A 24,390-nucleotide genomic window follows, 5' to 3' on the forward strand; every position below is an offset into this window, starting at 1 on the left:
TGGGGCGTCGAGTCGTCGGGTGCCGGCCGGGCTCGGGGCCCCAATCTCCCGCCCGGCCTCCCGGCGCCGCCGGCGTAGGGTGCGGTGAGCGAGAGCGAACCGCACCGACACCCCAGTCTCCCGCTTAGCCTCCCGGCGCCGCCGGCGTAGGGTGCGATAAGCGAAAGCGAACCGCAACGACACCCCAGTCTCCCGCTTAGCCTCCCGGCGCCGCCGACGTAGGGTGCGGTAAGCGAGAGCGAACCGCACCGACACCCCAATCTCCCGCTTAGCCTCCCGGCGCCGCCGACGTAGGGTGCGGTAAGCGAGAGCGAACCGCACCGACACCCCAATCTCCCGCTTGACCTCCCGGCGCCACGGGCGGCAGCTTATACAGGAACCGCCGCGGGCCACAAGCTCCCGCATCCCCCAGCCCGCGTCAGATCACTCGGGCGTGCGATCGCAAAGGCGCCGCTTGCGCGCCGATCGCCTACAATAGCCTCCCGAAGACCAGGTCCCTTCCTTCCAGACGGCCGCCCGACTCAGAGACCATCCATGACCTCAAAAGACCACTTGATCATTTTCGACACCACGCTGCGCGACGGCGAGCAAAGTCCGGGCGCCTCCATGACCCGCGACGAGAAGGTGCGCATCGCGAAGGCACTGGAGCGGATGCGTGTCGATGTGATCGAGGCGGGGTTTCCGATCGCCAGTCCGGGTGATTTCGAGGCGGTCAAGGCGGTTGCCGCGACGGTCAAGGAGAGCCGTGTCTGCGGTCTGGCGCGCGCGCTCGACAAGGACATCGACCGGGCGGGCGAGGCGTTGGCGGGCGCGAACGCCGGCCGGATCCATACCTTTATCGCCACCTCTCCGATCCACATGCAGCGCAAGCTGAACATGACCCCGGATCAGGTGCTCGCGCAAGCGGTGCATGCCGTTCAGCGGGCGCGTCGCTACACCGACGATGTGGAGTTCTCGCCCGAGGATGCGGGACGCTCGGAGATCGATTTCCTCTGTCGGGTCCTCGAGGCCGTCATCGACGCCGGTGCCGGGACCGTCAATATTCCGGATACGGTCGGCTACAACATCCCGGATCAGTTCGGGAGTCTGATCCGGACCTTGCGCGAACGGATTCCGAATGCCGACAAGGCGATCTTCTCGGTGCATTGTCACAACGACCTCGGGCTTGCCGTCGCCAACTCGCTTGCCGCCGTGCGCAACGGTGCGCGCCAGGTGGAATGCACGATCAACGGTCTGGGCGAGCGCGCCGGCAACGCGGCGCTCGAGGAGATCGTGATGACGGTGCGCACCCGTCAGGATCTGTTCGAGTGTCAAACCCGGCTCGATACCACCCAGATCATGAACTGCTCGCGGCTGGTCTCGGGCATCACGGGTTTTGCCGTGCAGCCGAACAAGGCGGTCGTCGGCGCCAACGCCTTCGCCCACGAGTCCGGTATCCATCAGGACGGGGTACTCAAGCATCGCGAGACCTACGAGATCATGCGCGCCGAGGACGTCGGTTGGAACGCCAATCGGATGGTGATGGGCAAGCATTCCGGTCGCAATGCCTTCCGTACCCGGCTGCAGGAGCTCGGCATCGTGATGGGTTCCGAGGAGGAGCTCAACGCGGCCTTCTCGCGCTTCAAGGATCTCGCCGACAAGAAGCACGAGATCTTCGACGAGGACCTGCAGGCGCTGGTGACGGATGCGACGCTGGACGCGGCCAACGAACGGGTGAAGCTGGTCTCGTTGCGGGTCTGCTCCGAGACGGGCGAGACGCCCTGCGCGAACCTGGTCCTGACCTTCGACGGGGAGGAGCTGACCGGAACCGCCAGCGGCGGCGGTCCTGTGGATGCGACCTTCAAAGCGATCGAGTCGATCGTCGACAGCGGCACGGTCCTGAAGCTCTACTCGGTCAACGCCATCACCAGCGGCACCGACGCACAGGGCGAGGTGACGGTCAGGCTGGAACGCGGCGGGCGCATCGTCAACGGGCAGGGCGCGGATACCGACATCGTGATCGCCTCCGCCAAGGCCTACATCAATGCCTGCAACAAGATTCTCCAGCCGGCCCAGCGGGCCCATCCGCAGACCGGCGACGTCTGAGCCCGATCAGGATGGACGAGCGCCGACGTTTGGACTACTTGGGCGCGATGGGCGTCGATGTCTGGGTGCCGCGCCTCGTCGCCGCCGGTCGCATCGAGAGCTCGGATGAGATCGCCGTCGTCGAGCCCTCGCGTATCCTGCCTCCGGCGCGTGTGTCCGACCCTGCGGACTTGCGTCCCGTTTCCCCGTCGGCGCAACCCATACCCCGAACCCCGCCGGCTCATGCCGAGGCGCATGAGGTCGCGCCGAATCCGGTCGTGCCGGGGCCCGTTGCGTCCGGACCGGTCGGGCCCGCTCTGCCTGAAGCACTGTCCCCGCCTGATCCGGCGCTTATGGATTGGGATGCGCTCGCCGCGGCCGTGTCGGGATGCCGCGCCTGCGGCCTCTGCGAGACGCGTACCAATACCGTTTTCGGTGTCGGCGACCGCAACGCCGACCTCCTGATCATCGGCGAGGCCCCGGGGGCGGAGGAGGATCGCGCCGGCGAGCCCTTCGTCGGGCGTGCCGGCCAGTTGCTGAACCGCATGCTCGCGGCGATCGGGCTGGCCCGGGAGCAGGTCTACATCGCGAACGTGCTCAAGTGCCGCCCGCCGGGGAATCGCGATCCACACCCCGAGGAGGCCAGGCAGTGCGAGGCTTATCTCTTGCGGCAGATCGAGCTGCTTCGCCCGCGCGCGATCCTCTGCGTCGGGCGCGTGGCGGCCCAGAACATCCTGCAGACGGATGCGCCGCTGGGGAGTTTAAGGGGGCGTTGGCTTACGTTTCGGACGGGGGCGATTCCGCTTCGCGTGACCTATCATCCGGCCTATCTGCTGCGCTCGCCGGAGCAAAAGGCGAAAGCCTGGGAGGATTTGGTCGAGGTTGTACGGCGTCTACGCGGGGAGGGATGTGCGGTAATCGGCAAAGGCAATGATAAAGATCAGTCTGATTGATACTACTTATTTCATATTTAATCATTTGCTAATATAATGCGACCCGTGGATGTTGATCAGTCATCCACGCTTGCTGCCAAAAACAGAAATCGATTCGGAGAATAGAATGAACAAGCTTGCTACTGCTGCTGCCGTCGCCGCCCTCCTCGGTGCTTCCGCGTCCGCGTCCGCTTGGTGGGGCCCGGGTTACGGCGGCTACGGCCCCGGCTACGGCTCGGGTCTGGGCGATGCGTTCAGCGATATGTTCGGCGACGGCTACGGTGATTTCAACTTCGGCATGAGCGGCGGCGGCAGTGGTCGCGGCTACGGTCGCGGTCTGGGTCGCGGTTACGGCTATGGCTACAACAACCCCTACTACGGCTACGGCGCTCCTTACGGCTACGGCGCTCCGTACTACGGCGGCGGCTATCCTTATGCCTACCCCTACGCAGCACCGGTTGCCCCGATGGCTCCCGCTGCGCCGGCTCAGCCTGAAGCCAAGTAAGACCATCGTTCGATGACGCGGCTCACCGCAGGTGTGCCGCCACGAAAAGGCCGGGCAATCGCCCGGCCTTTTCGTATGTCCTGCGGCACCCTTGACTCATCGATCGGGTCGGGGCAGAGCAGGGATGTCGGATGAACAACAGCGCCGTCTAGCCCAACAGCGTCGCCGCAAATCCGGGTGGACTTCGCGATCGTTTGTCCGACTTGCATCCCTCGTGAGCGTGAGGCTTAAACCGCATCGACTCCAACGCTGATCACGTCTTTCGGGGCCGATCCCATCCAAAGACATCGCATACCGCGATGGGCGCGGTTTAGAGGGTCAAACAACCATCTGGATGCCGGCAAAGGCCAGAGCGAGTCCGATCAAGGTCGCGACGAGCACATCGCTGGGATAGTGGAGCCCGAGGATGATCCGCGAGCCGGCGACCAGCATCGTGAAGGGCACCAGTAACCAGGCGAGCTCGGGAACATAATAGATGGCGACACTCGAGAAGCTCACGGCGTGCAGCGTATGGCCGGACGGAAAGCTGTAGCGGTCCAGCGGAGGGACCAGGGCGATGATCTCGGCGGCATAGTGGCAAGGCCGCTCGCGACGCGTGTAGACCTTCAGCGACTTGTAGAGCGCGAGCGCGACACCGCCGGTGACGAGCATGTGCACACTGGCTTTGAGGCCGAGGAGCCCGTGTGTCAACGGCAGGATTGCGATCAAGCTGTACCAAAAGACCCCGTCGCCGAGCCGACTGACGACCGCGAAAGGGCGTTGAATCCAACGGCGCCGACCGCCTCGGCTCCACGTGCGGCAGAGCGAGACCTCGATCTCATTGAGATGTTGTAGCCACAGTCGCACGGCAAGCCTCCGTTCCACGTTCTCGGTGGATGACCTGAAAGAGACGGTCTTCGACGCCCCGGATGACGCGATCCCAGCTGATCTCCTCCGCCGCGCAGCGGGCCTGTTCGCCGAGCCTTCTAACCCGTGGCAGGTCACGAGCCAGCTCACATCCGGCAGCGATAAACGCTGCACGATCCCCAAGCGGTAATGTAACCCCGTTCCGCCATGGATCAATGAGGGATCTGGCCGCGGCGTAGTCGAAAGCGACAACCGGTAGGCCGCTGGCCATTGCTTCGAGCACAACGTTTCCGAAGGTTTCGGTCAGGCTCGGAAAGAGAAAGAGATCTCCCGAGGCGTAATATTTCGAGAGCTCCACACCGATCTTGGCCCCGGGACAGATGAGCTCGGGACTCTCCCGTTGGATCTGCTCGCGCGCTGGACCCTCTCCGACCAGGATGAAACGCACCTTCGGTCGAGCGGCCCGGATGGCTTGGAAGGCTTCGCGTGCGAGATCGAGATTCTTCTCCGGCGCAATTCGCCCGACGTAGAGTACAGCCAAGGTTTCCTCGTCGCAGCCCCAACTGCGTCTGAGCGAATCGTCGCGCCAAGCGGGCGAGAAGAGGTCCACGTCCACACCGCGACCGAAGACGTGGACATCATGGAATCCCTCGCCCGAGAGCTCCGCTTTCAGCTCGGCTGTAGGGACGAGGGTCGCATCCGATCGATTGTGGAAATGACGCAGCGTCTCGGCGATCTGGTGGGTGAAGAGCCCGAGACCATAGTGCTGGCTATACTGCTGAAACTGGGTGTGGAATCCGGTCACCGTCGGTATCCCGCGTCGGTGCGCGGCGGAGAGCGCGGCGTGGCCGAGCGGGCCCTGGGTCGCGATGTAGACGAGATCCGGCGCGACACGGCCCCAGAGGCGACGCAGCCGCCAGTACACCGGGAGCCCGAATCTGAGACCTCGGTAACCCGGGATCGGCAGGCCGGGGACCAGGTGCACGCCGATGCGGCCGAGCGACGGTGCAGCCGGGTCGCGTTGCTCGCCGTGCTGTCGAGGGCGGATCAGTTGGATGGTATGTCCGCGTTCGGCCAAGCCCTCGGCGAGATGCCGCATGGTGTGGGCAACGCCGTTGATCTCGGGAGGATAGGTCTCGGTGACGATCGCGACGCGCAGACGCCCGGAGACCGTATCGGTTTCCGGGACAACGTTGTCAGGCGACATGAGCGATTCCGTCCGTCGTGATGGATTCCGGTCGCCCGTGGATCGGGTCCGGAACGGGATCCGGCAGCCGGGTAGGCCCCGCAGGACGCGGGCGATGCGGCGCGGCGTCGGGGCCTATACCGAGTGCTTCGACGATCGCGCGGCGCGTGCGCTCGGCGAGGAGGCGTCGGGTCGTGTTCTCTTCGTCGAACGCCACCGGCGGGAGGAAATGGACCTCCGCGGTGAGCCCGGGGTGGCGAACCACCCGCAGCAGGTGGGCGAGGAGGGTATCGTCGCCGATGAAGGGCGCGACGTTGTCGTGCGCCCCGCTCGTGTCGCAACGGTAGGCGATGGCGACAGGCTGAATCTCCAGTCCGGTCTCCTGCGCAAGCGCGAAGAGACGCGGGTGGAATCGCAGTACGCCCGAGCCGTCGCTTGTCGTCCCTTCCGGGAAGAGCATCAGGGTCCGATCTCGGCCGATTTTGCGAAGCTGCCCGGCAATCTCCTCGATGCGGATGGCGCCGCGCTCGACGAACAGCGTGCCCGCGGTGTCGGCAAGCCAGCCGATCAGGGGCCAATCGCGCACTTCGGCCTTGGAGAGGAACGCGATCTCGCCTTGTGCGCCGACGACGGGGATGTCCAGCCAGGAGATATGGTTGCCGATCAAGAGGCAGCCGGGATGTGGGCGGCCGACGACGCGAATCCGGATTCCGAGGATTCCGCAGAGACGTCGGTGCCAGCGCCGTGCCATGTCCGGAATCCGCGTCGGTCTCCGGCCGAGTCGCGAAAGAAGGCCGATGTAGAGTGCGAGCGACGCACCCTTGCCCAGGTGAGCGAGGATGAGTGCAAGCCGCCGAGTCGACCGCGCGTGCCGCATCGCGTCACAGACTCGCGGTGCGATCGAAAAAGTGCCGCGAATAGGTCGGATTCAGCGCATGGACGTCGAGCAGCATGAGTACATCCGCCACGCCGAAATCAGGATCGCGGCAGGGCTCTCCGCAGACCTTCGCCCCGAGCCTCACGTAGGTACGCAGCAAGGCCGGCAGCGGCGCATCCAGAACATCGTCGTGCACCTGTGCGGTGCGCAGCGGCACCCGCGGGATGACCTGCAGCTCGGGCGAGACCGTAGCATGTCGCCGCAATCGGTTCATGATGGCTGCGGCCTGGATGTCGTTCTCGCCGAGCGGCATGCTGGCGCAGCCGAACAGATAATCGAAGCCGTGGAGCTGAATGAATCCGGCCAGCCCGGACCAGAGCACGGCGATCGCTGTTCCTTGCCGAAACTCGGCCGAGATGCAGGTCCGACCGACCTCCAGGAGGCGGCCCTTAAGCCGGGGGATTGCCCCCAAGTCGAATTCGCTCTCGGAATAGAACCGACCGATGCGCTCGGCGTTGCGGTCGGTCAGGAGCCGCGTGCAGCCCACGACCTCGCCGGTGCGTGTGTCCCGCACCAAGAGATGCTGGCAGTAGGCATCGAGATCGTCCACATCCAGTCCGCTCGAGCCCGTCTTCAGCTTTGCGCCCAACTCCTCTCCGAAGACCCGAAACCGCAGGGCTTGTGCCTCGCGGATCTCCGACTCGCTCGCGGCGAGCTCGACGAAAAGGCGCTCCCCGCGCTTGGCGGTCAACGCAGACGCAGTCGCAACCATTGCATGCCCTCGGAAAAAGAACCATTGCGTGGAGGGCCATCATAGATTCGGAGTATTGCGGGCGTATGTGGGCTGCGTGACGCCGGTGTGAACGTGGATCCGAACGCGGTTGCGAGGCGCGCCGGCGGCCTTGCGCCCCGGGTTTAGGGTCTGAGCGAGATGACGGGCCACTCGCGTGACAGGGCCGTCGCGCGCAGTTGCGGATCGGGATCGACCGCGACCGGCCGATCGACGCGTTCCAGGAGCGGGAGATCGTTGTGCGAGTCGCTATAGAAGCTGCTGCCCTCGAGGGTCTCTCGATGCTCGCGCAGCCAAGCATCGAGCCGGTCGACCTTGCCCTCGCGAAACGCCGGTTGGCCAGCCGGCTCACCGGTGAAACGCCCGTTCTCTTCCGCCGGCAGCGTCGCGATCAGGTGCGCGATTCCGAAGCGCTGCGCGATCGGGGTCGTGACGAAGGCATTGGTCGCCGTGATGATCATGAGCGTATCTCCCGCCTTGCGGTGCGACTCGACAAGGTCCTTCGCGGCCGGGAGCATGATGGGCGCGATCAGCTCTTCGACAAAGCGCTCGCGCAGCGCTTCGAGATACCCTCGCGGGTTGTCGCGCAGCGGGCGCAGGGAGAATCTCAAGAATTCCCGGATATCCAGGGTCCCGTCCTTGTACTCGCGATAGAAGCGCTCGTTCTCGCTGTCGTAATGGTCTGCATCGACCACCCCTTCGGCGGCGAGGAAGCGACCCCAGAGATAATCGGAGTCGCCTGCCAAGAGTGTGTTGTCCAGATCGAAGATCGCCAGCGCCATGTCCTAGTCCTTCGGTTGATGTCTCGCGCGGTTGATGTCTCGCGGCGATGTGGGCATCGTCGTCATGTTCGGACGCCCGCGTGTTGCCTCGCATCGCCGGATGGTCTCGGAATCCGACCGGGGTTTCAAGCCGGGGCGGGTGCCGTGGTCCGGCGTCCCGTGAGGGGGCCTCCGAGCCGTTTCCGATGGCATGCGAAAGCCGTTGAATGGCAATCGCTTATACAGCTGTCTGCTTGCCGGTCATGCGCCGGATGTGGAAGAATGAGGCAACACGGCCTCACGGACTCGGTTCCTTGATCGATCACGACGGTTTCAGACCCAACGTCGGCATTATCCTGAGCAATCAGGACCGGCGTCTATTCTGGGGTCGTCGCGTCGGCCAGAACGCCTGGCAGTTTCCGCAGGGCGGGATTCATTCGGACGAAACGCCCGAGCAAGCCATGTATCGCGAGCTCGAGGAGGAGGTCGGACTTCAGTCCCGGCAGGTCACCATCCTTGGCTGCACACGCGGTTGGCTCAGGTATCACCTTCCTAAACGCTACATCCGGCGGCATTGCGGTCCGACCTGCATCGGCCAGAAGCAGGTCTGGTTCATGTTGCGGGTGGATTGCGGGGAAGACGCCTTCTGTCTGGACAGGACCGAGAAGCCCGAATTCGACGCCTGGCGGTGGGTCCGCTACTGGCAGCCGCTGCACGAGGTGGTTTACTTCAAGCGCCGTGTCTACATGCAGGCACTCGAAGAGCTCGCCCCGAGCCTGTACCCGGAGGGTCCGCCCGCCCGCGAGGACGTCCAGTCTCGGGCGGTCGGCTTGATGCATCAGCGCGGACGATGACAGGGCTCGCGGCGGAGCAGCTCGAGCGAGGATCGGGCGGACTCGACGGCGGCGCTTCGGTTGCCGCGTCCGCAGCGGGTCCGGGGCAAGCCTCGCCCATGCTCGAATCGCTTCGCCGCATCGTGCAGGAGGTCAACAACGCCCCCGACCTCGAGCGTGCACTCACCATTATCGTCCAGCGTGTGAAGCAGGCGGTCGGGGCCGATGTCTGCTCCGTCTATCTCAACGACTTCGACAACCGTCGCCATGTCCTGCATGCGACCGACGGGCTGCGCGCGAAGGCCGTCGGCAGGGTGCGATTGGAGTTGGGCCGAGGGCTGATCGGGTTGGTCAGCGAGCGGGCCGAAACGATCAACCTGGACGATGCGGTCAGTCATCCGCGCTATCAGCGCATCACGGATACCGGGGAGGAGCAGTATCACGGTTTCCTCGGCGCACCCATCATCCAGAATCGCAAGGTTTTGGGTGTGCTGGTCCTGCGTCAGCGCGAGAAACGTCACTTCGGCGACGACGAGGTTACCTTCGTCGTCACGTTGGCCTCGCAGCTGGCCGGCGCCATCACCTTCGCGCGCACCAACGGGGAGTTGGCGCGGCTTCAGGACGACGGGATCCCGCAACGCTTCCTTCCGGGGTTGCCGGCGTCGCCCGGCATCGGCATCGGGACGGCCGTGGTGGTCTACCCGCCGGCCGATCTCAACGCCGTTCCGGATCGGCGTGCCGAGAATCTCGACAACGAGGCCAAGGATTTTCTCGGCGCGGTGGAGCATGTGGCCGAGGATCTGGATCGCTTCGCGGCACGCACCCAAGCCCATCTCAGTGCCGAAGACATGGCCCTGTTCGACGCCTGGCGCCTGATGCTCGAGAGCGACACCCTGATCGACGGAACACTCTCGCGGATTCGTGCAGGCAACTGGGCGCCCGGCGCCCTGCGCGAGACCATCGCCGAGCACGCGAAGGTGTTCGACGATATGGACGATGCCTATCTGCGCGAGCGTGCCTCCGATGTGCGCGATCTGGGTCGCTGCATCCTGACCCATTTGCAGAAGCTGACGGCGGCGCCGATCCAGTACGTGCCCAATACCATCCTGGTCGGCGACGAGCTCAGCGCCATGCAGATCGCCGACGTCCCGCGCGAGATGCTCGCGGGGATCGTCTCGACTACCGGCTCGGGCTCGTCGCATGTCGGCATCCTGGCGCGCGGGATGGGGGTGCCGGCGGCGATGGCCGTTGCCGACCTGCCGGTCGGGCGTGTCGAGGGACGCGAGCTGGTGGTGGACGGTTACCGCGGGCGGGTCTATGTCGCACCCGGCCCGACCGTGCGTACCGAATATCAGCGTCTCGCCGAAGACGACGCGGCCCTGACGAGCGAGCTCCAGGCCTTACGCCACCTCCCGTCCGAGACCTCGGACGGCTATCTGGTGCCGCTCTATTTGAATACAGGCCTGGTCTCCGAGGCACGCCCGCTCGGGATCGAGGAATCCTCCGGTGTGGGACTCTACCGCACCGAGCTGCCCTTCATCGTGCGCGATACCTTTCCGGGCGAGACCGCGCAGATGTCGAACTATCGGCGAGTGCTCGAGCTGTTCGCCCCTCGCCCCGTCACCATTCGGACACTGGACATCGGCGGGGACAAGCCGCTGCCCTATTTCCCGATGCACGAGGCCAACCCCTTTTTGGGCTGGCGCGGCATCCGGATCACGCTCGATCAGCCCGAGATCTTCTTGACGCAGGTGCGCGCGATCCTGCGCGCGTCCATTGGGCTGGATAATTTGCAGATCCTGTTGCCCATGATCAGCACGGTCGGCGAGGTGGACGAGGCGCTGCTGCTCATCCATCGCGCGCACGAGGAGCTGCTCGAGGAGGGCTACCAGGTCCGATTGCCGCCGATCGGCGTGATGATCGAGGTCCCGGCCGCCGTCTATCAGTGCGAGGCGCTGGCGCGGCGGGTCGACTTTCTCTCCGTCGGGACCAACGACCTGACCCAATACCTACTCGCCGTCGATCGCAACAACGCCCACGTCGCGAAGCTCTACGACGAGTTTCATCCGGCGGTGTTGCGGGCTCTCCTGCAGATCCTCGCGGGCGCCCGCGTTCATGGCCGCGAGGTGAGCGTTTGCGGCGAGATGGCCGGGGATCCGCTCGCGACCTTTCTCCTGCTCGGGATGGGCGTGCACAGCCTGAGCATGGGGGCAGGCAGTCTGCTGCGGGTGAAGCGCGTCATCCGCAGCATCAGCCGGGCACGGGCCCGCGAGGTGCTCAAGGTGGCCCTGCAGTGCGAGGACGCGGCGTCCGTGCGGCGCCTGCTTCTGGATGCGATCGAGGCGGTCGGACTCGGCGGCTTGGTGCGTCCGGGTAAGTAGCCCCGTCCGGAGATGCTCGGTCGCGGGTCAGCGCTGCCGCGCGGGATGCTCGGCGGTCTCCTCCGGAAAGCCTTTTCCGGGATTGAGAATCCCGGCCGGATCGAATTGGCGCTTGATGTCGCGCATGAGCGCCAGTACGGGCGCATCGATCTCGCGCTCGACGAAGGCGCGTTTGGCGATCCCGACACCGTGCTCGCCCGAGAGCGTGCCGCCGAGCCGCAGCACGAGCGAAAACATCTCATCCAGGCACCGATGCGCGCTCTCGACGGCAACCGGGTCGTCCGGGTCGATCAGAAGATTGACATGGATGTTGCCGTTGCCCGCGTGGCCGAAGTTCACGATCTGCACGCCGCTCTCGCGCGAGAGGCCTTCCAGTCCCTCGATGAGCTCGCCCATGCGCGAGACCGGGACGACGATATCCTCGTTGATCTTCTTCGGTGCGATATGGCGCAAGGCGGGCGAGAGTGCCTTGCGGGTCTTCCAGAGCGAGGTCACTTCTTCGGCCGACTCGGCACGACGCAGCTCGATCAGGCCGGCATGGTCGGCGGCTGCGGCGACGGCAGCGACGGACTGATCGATGCCTGCCGCCGGTCCATCGACCTCGATCATCAGCAGTGCGCCGACGCCCTCGGGCAGGTCGAGCCCCGCATAGCGCTGCACGGTGCGGATTGCCGCGGCGTCCATGATCTCCAAGGCACAGGGGATCACGGGCTGCGCCATGATCGCCGACACCGCAGCCGAGGCCGCGTGGATGTCCGCATAGGCGGCGCGCAGCGTCCGCTTGGCCTCCGGCAGCGGGGTGAGTTTCAGCGTGGCTTCGGTAATCAGGGCGAGGGTGCCCTCGGAGCCGATGATGAGCCGGGTGAGGTCGTAGCCGACAACGCCTTTGGTGGTGAGCACGCCCGTGCGCAGTCGCTCCCCGCGACCGTTGACGGCGACCAGACCGAGCGTGTTCTCGCGCGGCGTGCCGTACTTGACCGCCCTCGGCCCGGCCGAGTTGTAGGCGAGATTGCCCCCGATGGTGCAGCTTGCCGCACTGGTGGGGTCCGGCGGCCAAAAGAAGCCGACGGCGCCGACGGCGCGCTGGAGCTGCTCGTTGAGCACCCCGGGTTGCACGACGGCGAGGCGATCCTCCGGTGCGATGCGCAGGATGCTGTCCATACGCTCGAAGGACAGCACGATGCCGCCCCGGTCCGGAACCGTCGCTCCGGTGGTGCCGGTTCCCCGCCCGCGCGCGACCAGAGAAACGCCGGCGTCGCGGCAGAGCGCGACCAGCGCCATGATCTGCGCCTCGTCGGCCGCGAAGACGACACCTCGGGGCAGTGCGTGGAGTCTGCTGTTGTCGTATCCATAGGGCCAGCAATCGGCCGGATCCGTGAGTAAGCGTCCCGCGCCGGCGATCCGTGCAAGACTCTTCAGGAATCCCGCAGACAGCTCAGGCGTCGGCGTAGTCGTCGACATACTCGAAGAGCTTCACTACACGTTTGACGCCCGGGACATAACTGGCCTTTTCCGCCGCGGCATCGGCTTCTGAGGGGTTGACAAGCCCCATCAGAAAGACCACGCCGTCGCTGGTGACGACCTTGACCCGGGTCGGGTCGAATCCCGGCAGCTGCACGCCGATGAGGTCCGTCTTGACGCGGCCCGTAATATAGGTGTCCTGGGCTTGCCGGTTCAGGTCGAGACGAGGCCCGACCTTGATCTCGTCGACCACCCGCTGAACCTTGCCGATGCGGCTCAGCAGCGCCGCGGCCTCTTGCGCCACCTCGGTCGTGTCCGCCGTGCCCGTAAGCAATAGGGTGCGGTTGTAGCTGGTGGCCGAGATTTGGGAGCGGCCTCGGATCTCGGCATTGCCGAGTAGGGCGCTCATCGCCTCCAGCTCGATTTGTTGATCGTCGAAGATGACGTTGGCCGGGCGTCTGTCGTGGACCGTCGCGGCGGTGCCGACGGCCGCTGCGCCGAAGAGCATGGGCGCACAACCGGACAGAAGTGTTGCTCCGAGCAGCAGCAGGCCCGCTGCGGCGAGTCGTTGTCGCGTGACCGAGTGCAGGCAGCTTCCGATGCTGTCGAGCGGCGTACGCACGAGGACCCGGAATGGGGCTTTACGATTCAACGGAAAAGGCATTTTTGATCCACTCGATTCGGTCCCCGGCACTGACCGCGACCACGTCGAAGCGACAGGGTAACAGGGTCGGATGCGCTTGAAGATAATGGCTCGCGGCGGCCGTCAAACGCTGTTGCTTGCGTCGGTCGACGGTCTCCGCCGGGGCACCGAAGCGGTCCGAGCGACGGTAGCGAACCTCGATGAAGACCAGCGTTGCGCCGTCGCGCATCACCAGATCGATCTCGCCGAAGCGGCAGCGGTGATTGCGCGCGACGGGTTGCAGATGCCGCCGCTTCAGATAGTCCTCGGCGAGCCGCTCCTTGGCGTCGCCGACGCCCCGAGTCCCGGGCGGCGCGTGCGCCGTCCCCGAGGGCGGGCGAGGTTCGTCGCTGCTCAAGGGGTGTCCGACGGCGGCTTGTCCGACGTCTCCCCCGCCTCGAGCACGCCCGTCTCGCCGAAGCGCCCGAGTGCGAGCTGGCGCTGGATGCGACCCAGCGAGTCGATCGAGAGACCGCCGGTCTGTCCCGGGTAAAAGGCGCCCGGGCTCTTCGCCAGCGCAGGCAGCCGCGGGGCGATTCGGTAGGCATCGATCCCCATGGCGTAGAGACGCGCCAGCGGATTGGCGACCTCGAACGAGGATCCGCTCAGGCGCCGCCGCGACAGAGCACCCTCTCCGCGGCTGTTCAGCATCCAGGGGATATCGACGAAATACAGCCCCGACAGGACCCGGTCGCGATTCGGATCGAAGACGCCGGAGTAGACGTGCGATGTGGACATCACCGTCACCGAGGACCTGCTCAGCCGGATCTGCGGATAGATCTTTCGTGCGAGCTCGCTGGTCGCCACCAGGAAGACGACGTCCGCCTGCGAGTCGCCGAGAAGGGTGGTGACGGTCTTCTCGAAGCTCCGAGCCGTCGGATTGTAGATGCTTTCAGCCTCCAGCGTTCCGCCCAGTCGGCGCCACTGGTTGCGGAATGCACTGGCCAGACGCGCTCCCCACGGCCCTTGCGGATACAGCACGGCGGCACGCTTCAGACCCATCGCGGCGGCCTTGTCGGCGACCTCCGCGGCCTCGTTTTCGGGAGAGAGCGAGAACTGAAAGAGATTCGCCGCGGGCTGGCTGTCGCGGGTCGTCTGGTTCAGGGCCAGCGTCGGCACCGCGAGTGCGGGGCCGGCCGCGAGGCTGTCCACCGATTCTTTCTCGAGCGGGCCGATCACATAGTCCGCGCCGGCTTCTACGGCCTTCGCGTGTAGGGCTCCGGTGCGCCCCGTTTGGCTGCTGTCGATGAAATCGAGCGTCGGTCGGTTGCCGCTGCTGTCGGCTCGGCTGGCGGCCTCGATGCCCTCTTTCACGGACGTCGCGGCGCCCGCGAAGCGTCCCCCGCGCGGGAGCATGACCGACACGCTGTCGCCCGCGGCGTATCCTCCCGACAAGATCTCGACGTAGGTCTCTGCCAACTCGGGGTGGGCGGGATGGCCGATGCGTTTGGAGTGCTCTTGCCGGTAGCGGGTCTGGAAGGTCGCGGGATCCGCGCCCGCGTCGTGCGCCAAGAGGGCGATCTCCGCCCAGCCTTTCATCGCCCCGCTCGAGCTGCGTGCGAGTTTGCGCAGGTCATCGCTGCTCATCGTGCTCAAGGTCGTGACCAGAGAGACTTGATTCAGTAGACGTGCATCCTCGTTGTCGAGGAGACGATCGAGCGCGATCAGTGACTCGGCGGAGGCGACGGGATCGTTGGCGAGACGCTGGGCCGCGGCCAGCGTGCCGAGCCGTTGGGTCTTCAAATCCTTCGGCAAGGCGTGGACCTGCATCGCTTGGAGACGCGCGATCGCATCCTTGGGGCGTCCGTCCAGAAGCGCGAGATCGGCTTCGACGAGCAACAGCAGCTCGCGTTGACCGCTCGTGAGTGCAGGTCGCGAGATCTCGCCGATGGTCTGCTGCGCCTGCAGGGTGTCGCCGGCCGAGAGGAAGGCGCGGGCTGCCTTCAATTGGAGTTGCTCGCGTGCCGGCGGCGTGGCTCCCTTTGCGATGTCCAGATAGGCCTTGGCCGCCGCGTCCGCCTGACCTTGTGCGGCGAGCGCATCGGCTTGGCTCAGCGGCTTCCCTGCGACGGGCGCCAACAGGCGTGCTTCGTCCCGAGCCGGATCGATCGCGCATCCGGTCAGTGCAATCGCAACAAGGAGAACGATGACTGTCATCGCAGTGGACATGGAACGGTCGTCAACGCGATTCTTGGGCATGATCCGTACCGGTTCGAGACGATGGGAGGTAAGGTGCAGCAGTCAACAGGGCTACTATACGTGGTCGCCACGCCGATCGGCAATCTCGGGGACATGACCGATCGGGCACGCAAGGTGTTGAGCGAGGTCGATTTGATCGCCGCGGAGGATACCCGTCAGACGCTTCGATTGCTGACCCACTTCGGCATCTCGTCCAAGCTCGTGGCCTATCATGACCACAACGAGGCCAGTGTCGCCCCCCGGCTCCTTGCCGAGATCGAGAGCGGGCGGAACGTCGCGCTCGTCTCCGATGCGGGTACGCCGCTGATCAGCGATCCCGGGTTCAGCCTTGTGGCTGCGGCGCGCGAGCGTGGTCTGGGGGTTGTCCCGGTGCCGGGCGCCAATGCGGCCATCTGCGCCCTCTCTGCGGCGGGTTTACCGAGCGACCGCTTCTTGTTCGTCGGATTTCCCCCGCGCACCCGATCGCATCGCCTCGCCTGGCTCGGCGGGCTCGCGGCGGAGCGGGGCACGCTGATCCTCTACGAGAGCGGCAAGCGCATCCTCGCCACCTTGGCCGACATCGGCGAAGCGCTGGGCGAGACACGGCGCCTGGTCCTGGCGCGGGAGCTGACCAAGCACTTCGAGACCTTTCTCGTCGGGACGGTTTCCGAGTTGGCTCAACGCATCGAGGGCGATGCCGAGCAGCGTCTCGGCGAGCTCGTCGTCCTCATCGAGGGGAACACCGCTACGGGCGATCCGGATCGAGCGGAGGCGGAGCGGGTGCTGCGCATCCTCGGGGAGAGCTTGCCGCTGGCGCAGGCCGTCGCGATCGCGGCGCGCTTGACCGGGGTGAAGAAAAACGCGCTTTACCGATTGGGTCTCGAGCTGGATGTCGGTCGGAGCGTCGCCGTGACGGACGACGAGGCGTAAGGCGTCTCCTTCGCGGCACGCATGCGCGATCGACCGAGACCCGCAGCCCCGGTTGGCGTTATACTTTGCGGCTGGGAGTCGGCCGGACAGTCGCGCTCGCCGTTCGCGGCGAGGGAGGAAAGTCCGGGCTCCACAGGGCAGGGTGCCAGGTAACGCCTGGGGGGCGAGAGTCCACGGAAAGTGCCACAGAAAAGATACCGCCGATCCCGTCTTCATGACGGGAGGTAAGGGTGAAATGGTGCGGTAAGAGCGCACCGCGCTGGTGGCAACAGCAGCGGCAGGGTAAACCCCACCCGGAGCAAGACCAAATAGGGGGGCATGCAGCTCCGAGCTGCGGCGCGCGGCCCGCGCGTGCTCCCGGGTAGGTCGCTCGAGGCGTACGGTGACGTACGTCCCAGATGAATGGCTGTCCCCGACAGAACCCGGCTTACAGGCCGGCTCCCAGACCCTCACCTCGACCCTTCGCGGGACCCGACCGACGGCAGCCGGGCTCCCGCGCCCCGTCGCTCGCATCTCTTCTGTAAACCTCTTCAGCTTTGCCCGTTAGCAGCATGAAAACAAATGTATTAAGCGCAGCTTGTGCCGTGCTTGCGGCGCCGTGCCTAAGTTGCTGTCTGTCAAGAATTAAAGCTGCCAATCGCCTTGACGATCCCGTTGGGCAGCTCTAAGATGAGGTTGAAGTGGGGGGAAGTGGGGAATTGGGGGAGTAGTCGCCGGGCGCAAGTCACCACGGGGGGCGGCCGTGTTTCGGGGGGTCTTCATCGTCAATCTCGACGTCAAGGGGCGTCTTGCGGTTCCTGCAAAGTACCGCGAGCGACTGCAGTCGTCGTGCAACTCCCAACTCGTCGTCACCGTCGATCGCGACCGCTGCCTCCTCCTGTATCCGGAGCCCGAGTGGGAGCTGATCGAGGCGAAGCTCTCCGCCCTCCCTGCGTTCGACAACACGGCCCGTGCGATTCAGCGCCTCTACATCGGCAACGCACAGGAGGTCGAGATGGACGCCCAAGGTCGAATCCTGCTCCCGCAGTATCTGCGTGATTTCGCCTCGCTGGAGAAGCGAGTCGCCTTCGTCGGTCAGGGCTCGAAGTTCGAGCTTTGGGATGAGCCTGCATGGAACGCGCGCAACGAAGCGGCGCTCGGCGATGCGGATATCGGGGAGTTGGCGACGGCGGCCGGGCTCGGTTCCTTGACGCTTTGAGTATTCCTTTGACGGAACAACAACATCTGCCAGTGCTGCTGGAGGAGAGTGTGCACGCCTTGGTCGTGGATCCGAACGGCATCTATGTCGACGCTACCTTCGGGCGTGGCGGGCACAGCCGTGCCGTTTTGGCGCGTCTCGGCGAGGCCGGGCGATTGATCGCGATCGATCGCGATCCCGAAGCGGCTTCGGTGGGGCGCGAGCTTGCACGTGCCGATCGGCGATTCACGATGGTGTCCGGTCGCTTCGGCTCGATTGCCGGTTTGCTCGAGCACATCGGGGTTCAGGGAAACCTCTGCGGCCTGCTGCTGGATTTCGGCGTGTCCTCGCCACAGCTCGACACGGCGGAGCGCGGTTTCAGTTTTTCCGCCGAGGGCCCGTTGGACCTGAGAATGGATCCCACCCGCGGCGAATCGGCGGCGCAATGGCTCGCCCATGCCACCGATGCCGAGATCGCTCAAGTCTTGTTCGACTTCGGCGAGGAGCGTTTCGCCAGACGCATCGCGCGCAACATCGTTGCGCAGCGCAGCGAGAGCCCCTTGACCACGACCACCCAGCTCGCTGCCTTGGTCGCGCGGTCGGTGCCGACGCGCGAGCCCGGCAAGCACCCCGCAACGCGGACCTTCCAGGCGCTGCGTATCCGGATCAACGACGAGCTCGACGAGATCCAGGATTGTCTGCGCCAATCCTGCGACCTCTTGGCGCATGCCGGACGCCTGGTCGTCATCAGCTTTCACTCCCTGGAGGACCGTATCGTCAAGCGTTTTATGCGCATGGAATCTCGCGGCCCCGTCCTGCCCAAAGGGCTTCCGGTCACCGCCGACGAGTCACGCGGACGCTTGCGTATCCTGGGTAAACCGGTGCGTCCTTCGCCTGCCGAGGTCGCGTCCAACCCTCGTGCACGCAGCGCCATCATGCGCGTCGCGGAGCGCCTGACATGAGTGCCCGCCCGCTTTGGATTTCGCTCGGGCTGGTCTTGGCCGTCACCCTCTCGGCGATCGCCGTGGTCTACACCAAGTACCAGACCCGGCTCCATTTCAGTCACTTGCAGGAGCTGCGTGCCCAGCGAGACGCCGTCGACGTGGAGTGGAATCGGCTTCGTCTCGAGGAGGCCGCCCTCTCGACCCATGTCCGTGTCGAGCGTAAGGCCAGAGACCAGCTGGGCATGTTTAATCCCAGGTTCGAAGACGTTTTATTGATCGAGGGAGTCGGCCGTGTCTACCCGTAATCGCCGTGTCCGACGTTCCGAGCCGAGACGTGCCAGACCGAAGCTCGCGCTGCGCCGCCGCCTGTTGGTCGGTGTCCTGTCGAGCGCCTTTGTCGTGCTCTCGGTCGCGGTTTTCTATCGTCAGGTCGTCGAGACCGACTATCTGCGCAGCGAAGGCGAGCGCCGTTATCTGCGTGTGGGCGAGATCGCGGCGCGTCGAGGCATGATCACCGACCGCAACGGCGAGCCGCTGGCGGTGAGCACCCCGGTGGAGACGGTCTGGGGCGAGCCGCGCAAGCTGGTCGAGCGACGCGATGCGATCCCGGCGTTGGCCACCGCGCTCGGGCTCGAGCCGAAGGCGCTGCAGGAACGGCTCGACGCGACCTCCGAACGCGGGTTTCTCTATCTCAAGCGACGAGTCAGCTTCGAGGAGGCGCGCGCGGTGCGGCAGGTCATCGCCGATCACGATCTCGTCGGCGTGGACTTCGAGACCGAGTATCGCCGCTTTTACCCGGGCGTCGAGGTCTTCGGGCACGTCCTCGGATTCACCGATATCGACGACAAGGGCCAAGAGGGTATCGAGCTCACCTACGACTCCTGGCTGAAATCCGAGCCGGGGCTGCGCCGCGTGATTCGCGACGGTCGACAGCAGATCGTGAAGGAGATCGAGCAGGTCCGTGCCCCGCGCCAAGGCCAGGACCTTGCGCTCAGTCTCGACCGACGCCTCCAGTTCCTCGCCTACCGCGAGCTCAAGGCCGCCGTTGCCGAGCACAAGGCGGTCGGGGGCACGCTGGTGGCCTTGGATGTCGAAACCGGCGAGATCCTCGCGATGGTCAACCAGCCGGGCTACAACCCGAATGCTCAACGCGGCGGCAGCAGCGAGCGTCGCCGCAATCGTGCCGTGACCGACGTCATGGAGCCGGGCTCGACGATCAAGCCGTTCGTCGTCGCCGCCGCACTGGAGCGGGGCTTGATCACGCCGAAGACGACGATCGCGACGCGGGGCGGGTCATTGGCGGTCGGGCGCAACACGGTCAAGGACGTGCGCAACTACGGCAATCTCGATGTCACCGGCGTCATCACCAAATCGAGCAACGTCGGCGTCGTGAAGATCGCCCAGATGATGAGCTACGGCGATCTTTGGGGGCTCTACGATCAGCTCGGCTTCGGACACGCGACCGAGATCGGTGTGCCGGGCGAGAGCCGAGGCGTGCTGCGGCATCACTCGACCTGGCGGGTGTTCGAGCATGCGACTCAGGCCTTCGGCTACGGCTTGTCGGTGACGGCGTTGCAGTTGGCGCAAGCCTACGGGGTGCTCGCCGCCGACGGCGTCAAACGGCCGGTCACCTTGATGAAGCGGGATGGCGTCGCCCGTGTGGATGCGGGCGAGGACACGCGTGTCCTGAGCGCCGAAACGGCGCGCAAGGTCCGGGCGATGATGGAGACGGTGGTTTCCGAGCAAGGTACCGCGAAACGTGCCGCCATCACCGGATACCGGGTGGCCGGCAAGACCGGAACGGCCAAGAAATCGGCAGGACGCGCCGGCTACGGCGGCGGGCGCTATCAGGCCGTGTTTGCCGGCTTCGCGCCTGCGGGCTCGCCGCGCCTGGTGATCGCGGTCATGATCGACGAGCCGAAGGGTAAGGCCTACTACGGCGGACTCGTGGCCGCGCCCGTTTTCCAAAAGGTGATGGAAGGTGCATTGCGGCTGTTCAACGTCCCGCCGGACGATCCGCAACCCTCGATGCTGCTGGCTCGACGCGAGGTCGAGCCATGATGGTGGATCGTGTCGCGAGCACGCCGAACCTGTGTTCGGAGACCTTCGGCATCGCCGGGGCTCGGGGAAAGACCAGCATCGCCCACGTGCTTGCGCAGGTTTTGGCCGTGGAGATGCCGTGTGGCCTCGTCGCGACCGTCGGGTATGGGTTTCCCGGCGACCTCAAGACGACACGCGACTTGTTTGCTCGCGGCCTGCAGGCGGTGCTCGAGGGGCTGCGTCTACGCGGTGCCCGGGCCGTTGCGGTCGAGCTCTCCTTCGATGCGCTCGCGCACTCCGGAGCGCAGGACGTTCGCTTCACGCATGCGCTTTTCACCGGCATCGACGGGGGCGACCCGAGCGAGACGGGCACGTCGTCGGATCGCGCCGAGGCGCTCCTGCGTCTCTTCGGGTCTCCGGATCTGAGGTGGGCCATCCTGAATCTGAGCGATCCTTTTTCGACAACGATCCTGAAGGCGCTGCCCGCGGGGGTCGCCGTGGCGGGTTTCGTGGCGGACCCGAGCGCGCCGCCCGGCGACGAGGTTCTTCGCGCATGCGATATCCGACTTCAGGCCCGCGAGATCGTGCCGATGCCGAGAGGGTTGCGGTTGCGTGTGGCCTGCGAGACACGCGACGCCGTGACCGAGGCGGATCTCGTTGTCGGCCTGATCGGCGCCTTTAACGCGACCAACCTTGTGGCCGTCCTGGCCACGCAGCTTGCGCGCGGCGTCCCGCTCGAGCGGGCCGTGCGCGAGTCGAGCCGTATCCAGGGTGTGCCCGGCCGCATGGAATGCTTCGGCGGCGAGCAGACGCCGCTCGTCGTGGTCGACGAGGCCCGGACACCGGGCGCACTCGAGACGGCGCTCGTGAGTCTGCGCCGGCACGGTCCGCGACGCATCTTCACGGTCTTCGGATGTGCGGGCGAGCGCGATCCCGGGATGCGCCCCGTCATGGGGGCCATTGCCGAGCGCCAGAGCGATGTGTTGATCCTCGCCGACGACAACCCGCGCGGGGAGTGTGGCGATACGATCATCGCGAATATCCTCGCCGGCCTCGTCGACCCCAGCCCTGTGCGGGTGCGACGCCAGCGCGGTCTTGCGATCCGCACCGCGATCGCCCTGGCCGGGATCGGCGATGCCGTTCTCATCGCCGGTAAGGGTCACGAGACGATCCAAGAGATGGGTGAGCTCAAGGTGCGCTTCAGCGATCGCGCCCAAGTCGTCGAGGCATTGCGTGAATGGAAGGAGGGTCGTCACTGATGTGGTCTCTCTCCGAAGCCGTCGCCCGCGCCGGTGGATCCCTCGAAGGCGAAGATTGCACCTTCGTCTCGGTCGGCACCGACAGCCGTGTCGATTGCGCCGGCCAGCTCTTTGTCGCGCTGCGCGGCGAGCGTTTCGACGGGCATGACCACGTCGCCGCCGCCCGCGCCGCGGGTGCGGTCGCCGCGATGGTCGATCACCCGCTCCCGGTGGATCTTCCGCAGTGGATCGTCGAGGACACCCGTGCCGGACTCGGTGCGCTCGCCGCGGCTTGGCGCGACGTCTTCCCGGGGCGGGTCGCCGCCATCACGGGGAGCAACGGCAAGACCACGGTCAAGGAGATGCTCGCCGCTATCCTCGAGCAGGCGGGCCGTGTTCGGGCGACCCGCGGCAATCTGAACAACGATATCGGGATGCCCTTGACCCTCTTGAGCGCGCGGGACGAAGACTTTCTCGTCCTGGAAATGGGGGCCAACCACCATGGCGAGATCGGCTACATGACCGACATCGCTCGCCCGGATGTTGCTCTGATCACCAATGCCGGCCGCGCTCACCTGGAAGGCTTCGGCAGCGTCGACGGCGTTGCCCATGCCAAAGGCGAGATCGCCCGCGGCCTGCCGGCCGACGGGGTCTTCGTCTTCGCCGGCGACTCGCCCTATGCGGGTCTTTGGAACGCCTTGGCCGCCGGTCGACGTACCCTGACCTTCGGTCTGGAGGGGTCGGAGGGTTTCCCGGCCGATCTGCGGGCGGATCGGTCGGCGATCCGGGGCGAGTGGACCGAGACGGGTTTCAGCACACATGTCGTCGCACACCACGAAGGCAGGGCGATCCCGATCGCGCTGCGTCTGGCCGGCGAGCACAACGCCCGAAACGCGTTGGCCGCTGCCGCGACGGCGTTGGCGCTCGGGATCGAGCCGGGTGCGATTCAGGCCGGTCTCGCGACGCTGATGCCGGTGAAGGGTCGTCTCTGTCCCCGTCGGTGTGGCGGGGTGGGCGTCATCGACGACACCTACAACGCCAACCCGGATTCGATCGCTGCAGCGATTCAGGTCTTGGCGGGCCTGTCGGGCCGGCGCTGGCTGATCCTGGGCGACCTCGCCGAGCTGGGTTCGGAGGCCGACGCGTTGCACCGCGAGGTCGGCGAGATCGCGCGCGAGGCCGGGATCGAGCGTCTTTTCAGTGTGGGCATCCTGAGCGAGTCGGCGACGTCCGCCTTCGGCGACTGCGCACGCCATTTTGCCGACCAAGGGGATCTCGTGCGCGCGCTGAGAAGCGAGCTGTCTGCCGGCGACCGTCTCCTGGTCAAGGGTTCGCGCTCCGCTCGGATGGAGCAGGTCGTCGAGGCGCTGTGCGCCGAAGGAGAGAGTTAGGTGTTGCTTTACCTTGCCGAATGGTTGTCGCAATTTCAGACCGGATTCAATGTCTTCCGGTATCTGACCGTGCGCGCCATCATGGGCGTGCTCACGGCGCTCGCGATCGCTTTGCTTGTCGGCCGGCCGATGATCACCCGTCTGCGCGCCTACAAGGTCGGCCAGATGGTGCGCGACGACGGCCCGCAGAGTCATCTATCCAAGGCCGGTACGCCGACGATGGGCGGTGCCCTCATCCTCGTCGCGGTCGCGATCAGCACGCTCTTGTGGGCGGATCTGGACAACCGCTATGTCTGGATCGTGCTCCTGACCACGCTTGCGTTCGGCCTTGTCGGTCTGGTGGACGACTACAAGAAACTGGTGCTTCGCAATCCGCGCGGACTGGCGGCGCGCTGGAAGTATCTCTGGCAGACGGTCGCGGGCTTTTCCGCGGCGATCGCGCTCTATGTGACGGCAGGCTCGCCGGCGGAAACGGCGCTGCTGATTCCCTATCTGAAGGACGTCTCGATTCAACTCGGGCCTTGGTTCATTCTGCTGACCTATTTCGTGATCGTCGGGGCCAGCAACGCGGTCAACCTGACCGATGGACTGGACGGCCTCGCCGTCATGCCGACGGTCTTGGTTGCCGGTGCATTGGCGGTCTTCGTCTATGCCGCGAGCCATGGGCCGATCTCCGGCTATCTCCTGATCCCGCACATCCCGGAGGTCGGCGAGCTGGTCGTCTTCTGCGGCGCCCTGGTCGGCGCGGGTTTGGGGTTTCTCTGGTTCAACGCCTATCCGGCGCAGGTCTTTATGGGCGACGTCGGCGCTTTGGCCCTGGGGGCCGCGCTCGGTGTGGTTGCGGTGGCGGCGCGCCAGGAGTTGGTGCTTTTCGTGATGGGCGGCGTCTTCGTCGTCGAGACCATCTCGGTGATGATGCAGGTGATGTCCTTCAAGCTGACCGGCAAACGCATCTTCCGAATGGCCCCGATCCATCATCACTTCGAGCTCAAAGGTTGGCCCGAGCCGCGCGTCATCGTCCGCTTCTGGATCGTGACGGTGGTCCTGGTGCTGGTCGGATTGGCGAGTCTGAAGATCCGGTAAGCGCAGCGACAGCCTTGGGTTCGTGTAGGCTTTGATTCGACGGGGGGGGGAATGAAAGCAATCGAAACGGACAAACGCGGCACGGGTCCGC

General features: G+C 65.7%; 22 protein-coding genes and 1 other RNA gene. 14 read left to right on the plus strand and 9 right to left on the minus strand.

Features of this window, described 5'->3' with window-relative positions; genetic code table 11:
* Positions 1-534: 534 nt before the first annotated feature.
* The 3 genes from THIMADRAFT_RS04925 (at position 535) to THIMADRAFT_RS04935 (ending at position 3,501) form a co-directional block, all read left to right on the plus strand.
* Positions 535-2,085 (plus strand): 2-isopropylmalate synthase, encoded by a 1,551-nt coding sequence (locus THIMADRAFT_RS04925; protein WP_007191875.1) that lies wholly within the window; start codon positions 535-537, stop codon positions 2,083-2,085.
* An 11-nt stretch (positions 2,086-2,096) separates the two neighbouring features.
* Positions 2,097-3,017: a uracil-DNA glycosylase family protein gene (locus tag THIMADRAFT_RS04930; protein ID WP_007191876.1), complete on the plus strand. Its 921-nt coding sequence runs from the start codon at positions 2,097-2,099 to the stop codon at positions 3,015-3,017.
* A 106-nt stretch (positions 3,018-3,123) separates the two neighbouring features.
* Positions 3,124-3,501, plus strand: a complete 378-nt coding sequence (locus THIMADRAFT_RS04935; protein ID WP_007191877.1) for a sulfur globule family protein — start codon at positions 3,124-3,126, stop codon at positions 3,499-3,501.
* Between the two features lie 318 nt (positions 3,502-3,819).
* Here THIMADRAFT_RS04935 and THIMADRAFT_RS04940 read toward each other — a convergent pair whose 3' ends face one another.
* The 5 genes from THIMADRAFT_RS04940 to THIMADRAFT_RS04960 form a co-directional block, all read right to left on the minus strand.
* Positions 3,820-4,347, minus strand: a complete 528-nt coding sequence (locus tag THIMADRAFT_RS04940; RefSeq protein ID WP_007191878.1) for a phosphatase PAP2 family protein — start codon at positions 4,345-4,347, stop codon at positions 3,820-3,822.
* Positions 4,319-5,554 (minus strand): glycosyltransferase family 4 protein, encoded by a 1,236-nt coding sequence (locus THIMADRAFT_RS04945; protein ID WP_007191879.1) that lies wholly within the window; start codon positions 5,552-5,554, stop codon positions 4,319-4,321. The genes THIMADRAFT_RS04940 and THIMADRAFT_RS04945 overlap by 29 nt, the downstream gene beginning before the upstream one ends.
* Complete coding sequence (locus THIMADRAFT_RS04950) at positions 5,544-6,284, minus strand: lysophospholipid acyltransferase family protein (protein WP_158308360.1); 741 nt, start codon at positions 6,282-6,284, stop codon at positions 5,544-5,546. The genes THIMADRAFT_RS04945 and THIMADRAFT_RS04950 overlap by 11 nt, the downstream gene beginning before the upstream one ends.
* Positions 6,285-6,414: 130 nt before the next feature.
* On the minus strand, positions 6,415-7,182 hold the full coding sequence (locus THIMADRAFT_RS04955) for a GNAT family N-acetyltransferase (protein WP_007191881.1): 768 nt from the start codon (positions 7,180-7,182) through the stop codon (positions 6,415-6,417).
* A gap of 143 nt (positions 7,183-7,325) precedes the next feature.
* Positions 7,326-7,982 (minus strand): histidinol-phosphatase, encoded by a 657-nt coding sequence (locus THIMADRAFT_RS04960; RefSeq protein WP_007191882.1) that lies wholly within the window; start codon positions 7,980-7,982, stop codon positions 7,326-7,328.
* 293 nt (positions 7,983-8,275) lie between these two features.
* Here THIMADRAFT_RS04960 and THIMADRAFT_RS04965 point away from each other — a divergent pair, with 293 nt between their 5' ends.
* Together THIMADRAFT_RS04965 and ptsP are read left to right on the plus strand one after the other, a co-directional pair.
* Positions 8,276-8,815: an RNA pyrophosphohydrolase gene (locus THIMADRAFT_RS04965; protein ID WP_040729956.1), complete on the plus strand. Its 540-nt coding sequence runs from the start codon at positions 8,276-8,278 to the stop codon at positions 8,813-8,815.
* Positions 8,816-8,913: 98 nt separating this feature from the next.
* Complete coding sequence (gene ptsP, locus THIMADRAFT_RS04970) at positions 8,914-11,175, plus strand: phosphoenolpyruvate--protein phosphotransferase (RefSeq protein WP_040729959.1); 2,262 nt, start codon at positions 8,914-8,916, stop codon at positions 11,173-11,175.
* 27 nt (positions 11,176-11,202) lie between these two features.
* Here the strand turns inward: ptsP and THIMADRAFT_RS04975 are convergent, their stop codons facing one another.
* Genes THIMADRAFT_RS04975 through THIMADRAFT_RS04990 form a run of 4 tightly spaced genes read right to left on the minus strand, consistent with a single transcriptional unit; the run spans position 11,203 to position 15,487 of the window.
* Complete coding sequence (locus THIMADRAFT_RS04975; protein ID WP_007191885.1) at positions 11,203-12,636, minus strand: FAD-binding oxidoreductase; 1,434 nt, start codon at positions 12,634-12,636, stop codon at positions 11,203-11,205.
* Positions 12,611-13,300 (minus strand): BON domain-containing protein, encoded by a 690-nt coding sequence (locus THIMADRAFT_RS04980; RefSeq protein ID WP_007191886.1) that lies wholly within the window; start codon positions 13,298-13,300, stop codon positions 12,611-12,613. Before THIMADRAFT_RS04980 ends, THIMADRAFT_RS04975 begins: the two co-directional genes overlap by 26 nt.
* Positions 13,278-13,676 carry a YraN family protein gene (locus THIMADRAFT_RS04985; RefSeq protein ID WP_007191887.1) on the minus strand — a complete coding sequence of 133 codons (399 nt, stop codon included), beginning with the start codon at positions 13,674-13,676 and terminating at the stop codon, positions 13,278-13,280. Before THIMADRAFT_RS04985 ends, THIMADRAFT_RS04980 begins: the two co-directional genes overlap by 23 nt.
* Entirely contained in the window at positions 13,673-15,487 is a 1,815-nt protein-coding gene (locus tag THIMADRAFT_RS04990) for a penicillin-binding protein activator (protein WP_233490186.1), read from the minus strand. Before THIMADRAFT_RS04990 ends, THIMADRAFT_RS04985 begins: the two co-directional genes overlap by 4 nt.
* 63 nt (positions 15,488-15,550) lie before the next feature.
* Between THIMADRAFT_RS04990 and rsmI the strand changes: the two genes are divergently transcribed.
* The 9 genes from rsmI (at position 15,551) to mraY (ending at position 24,299) form a co-directional block, all read left to right on the plus strand.
* Complete coding sequence (gene rsmI, locus THIMADRAFT_RS04995; RefSeq protein WP_007191889.1) at positions 15,551-16,426, plus strand: 16S rRNA (cytidine(1402)-2'-O)-methyltransferase; 876 nt, start codon at positions 15,551-15,553, stop codon at positions 16,424-16,426.
* Between the two features lie 74 nt (positions 16,427-16,500).
* Positions 16,501-16,872: RNase P RNA component class A (gene rnpB / locus THIMADRAFT_RS24475), an RNA gene on the plus strand.
* Between the two features lie 296 nt (positions 16,873-17,168).
* Positions 17,169-17,624, plus strand: coding sequence for a division/cell wall cluster transcriptional repressor MraZ (mraZ, locus tag THIMADRAFT_RS05000; protein WP_007191890.1), 456 nt, complete (start codon positions 17,169-17,171; stop codon positions 17,622-17,624).
* Between the two features lie 2 nt (positions 17,625-17,626).
* Positions 17,627-18,565, plus strand: coding sequence for a 16S rRNA (cytosine(1402)-N(4))-methyltransferase RsmH (rsmH, locus tag THIMADRAFT_RS05005; protein WP_040729963.1), 939 nt, complete (start codon positions 17,627-17,629; stop codon positions 18,563-18,565).
* Positions 18,562-18,852, plus strand: a complete 291-nt coding sequence (gene ftsL, locus THIMADRAFT_RS05010; RefSeq protein ID WP_007191892.1) for a cell division protein FtsL — start codon at positions 18,562-18,564, stop codon at positions 18,850-18,852. The genes rsmH and ftsL overlap by 4 nt, the downstream gene beginning before the upstream one ends.
* Positions 18,839-20,608: a peptidoglycan D,D-transpeptidase FtsI family protein gene (locus tag THIMADRAFT_RS05015; RefSeq protein WP_007191893.1), complete on the plus strand. Its 1,770-nt coding sequence runs from the start codon at positions 18,839-18,841 to the stop codon at positions 20,606-20,608. The genes ftsL and THIMADRAFT_RS05015 overlap by 14 nt, the downstream gene beginning before the upstream one ends.
* Positions 20,605-21,846, plus strand: a complete 1,242-nt coding sequence (locus tag THIMADRAFT_RS05020; RefSeq protein WP_007191894.1) for a Mur ligase family protein — start codon at positions 20,605-20,607, stop codon at positions 21,844-21,846. The genes THIMADRAFT_RS05015 and THIMADRAFT_RS05020 overlap by 4 nt, the downstream gene beginning before the upstream one ends.
* A complete protein-coding gene (locus tag THIMADRAFT_RS05025) occupies positions 21,846-23,216 on the plus strand; it encodes a UDP-N-acetylmuramoyl-tripeptide--D-alanyl-D-alanine ligase (RefSeq protein WP_007191895.1) in 1,371 nt (456 codons plus the stop codon). Before THIMADRAFT_RS05020 ends, THIMADRAFT_RS05025 begins: the two co-directional genes overlap by 1 nt.
* On the plus strand, positions 23,217-24,299 hold the full coding sequence (gene mraY / locus THIMADRAFT_RS05030) for a phospho-N-acetylmuramoyl-pentapeptide-transferase (RefSeq protein WP_007191896.1): 1,083 nt from the start codon (positions 23,217-23,219) through the stop codon (positions 24,297-24,299). It begins immediately after the preceding gene.
* Positions 24,300-24,390: the final 91 nt, after the last annotated feature.

It is taken from the genome of Thiocapsa marina 5811 (genome assembly GCF_000223985.1).
GTDB lineage: Bacteria > Pseudomonadota > Gammaproteobacteria > Chromatiales > Chromatiaceae > Thiocapsa > Thiocapsa marina.

Bases quoted from the DNA above. Each gene is read 5' to 3' on its own strand.
- THIMADRAFT_RS04925 (WP_007191875.1), top strand. From the start codon at position 535: ATGACCTCAAAAGACCACTTGATCATTTTCGACACCACGCTGCGCGAC.
- THIMADRAFT_RS04930 (WP_007191876.1), top strand. From the start codon at position 2,097: ATGGACGAGCGCCGACGTTTGGACTACTTGGGCGCGATGGGCGTCGAT.
- THIMADRAFT_RS04935 (WP_007191877.1), top strand. From the start codon at position 3,124: ATGAACAAGCTTGCTACTGCTGCTGCCGTCGCCGCCCTCCTCGGTGCT.
- THIMADRAFT_RS04945 (WP_007191879.1), bottom strand. From the start codon at position 5,554: ATGTCGCCTGACAACGTTGTCCCGGAAACCGATACGGTCTCCGGGCGT.
- THIMADRAFT_RS04950 (WP_158308360.1), bottom strand. From the start codon at position 6,284: ATGGCACGGCGCTGGCACCGACGTCTCTGCGGAATCCTCGGAATCCGG.
- THIMADRAFT_RS04955 (WP_007191881.1), bottom strand. From the start codon at position 7,182: ATGGTTGCGACTGCGTCTGCGTTGACCGCCAAGCGCGGGGAGCGCCTT.
- THIMADRAFT_RS04960 (WP_007191882.1), bottom strand. From the start codon at position 7,982: ATGGCGCTGGCGATCTTCGATCTGGACAACACACTCTTGGCAGGCGAC.
- ptsP (WP_040729959.1), top strand. From the start codon at position 8,914: ATGCTCGAATCGCTTCGCCGCATCGTGCAGGAGGTCAACAACGCCCCC.
- THIMADRAFT_RS04975 (WP_007191885.1), bottom strand. From the start codon at position 12,636: ATGTCGACGACTACGCCGACGCCTGAGCTGTCTGCGGGATTCCTGAAG.
- THIMADRAFT_RS04980 (WP_007191886.1), bottom strand. From the start codon at position 13,300: ATGCCTTTTCCGTTGAATCGTAAAGCCCCATTCCGGGTCCTCGTGCGT.
- THIMADRAFT_RS04990 (WP_233490186.1), bottom strand. From the start codon at position 15,487: ATGTCCACTGCGATGACAGTCATCGTTCTCCTTGTTGCGATTGCACTG.
- ftsL (WP_007191892.1), top strand. From the start codon at position 18,562: ATGAGTGCCCGCCCGCTTTGGATTTCGCTCGGGCTGGTCTTGGCCGTC.
- THIMADRAFT_RS05020 (WP_007191894.1), top strand. From the start codon at position 20,605: ATGATGGTGGATCGTGTCGCGAGCACGCCGAACCTGTGTTCGGAGACC.
- THIMADRAFT_RS05025 (WP_007191895.1), top strand. From the start codon at position 21,846: ATGTGGTCTCTCTCCGAAGCCGTCGCCCGCGCCGGTGGATCCCTCGAA.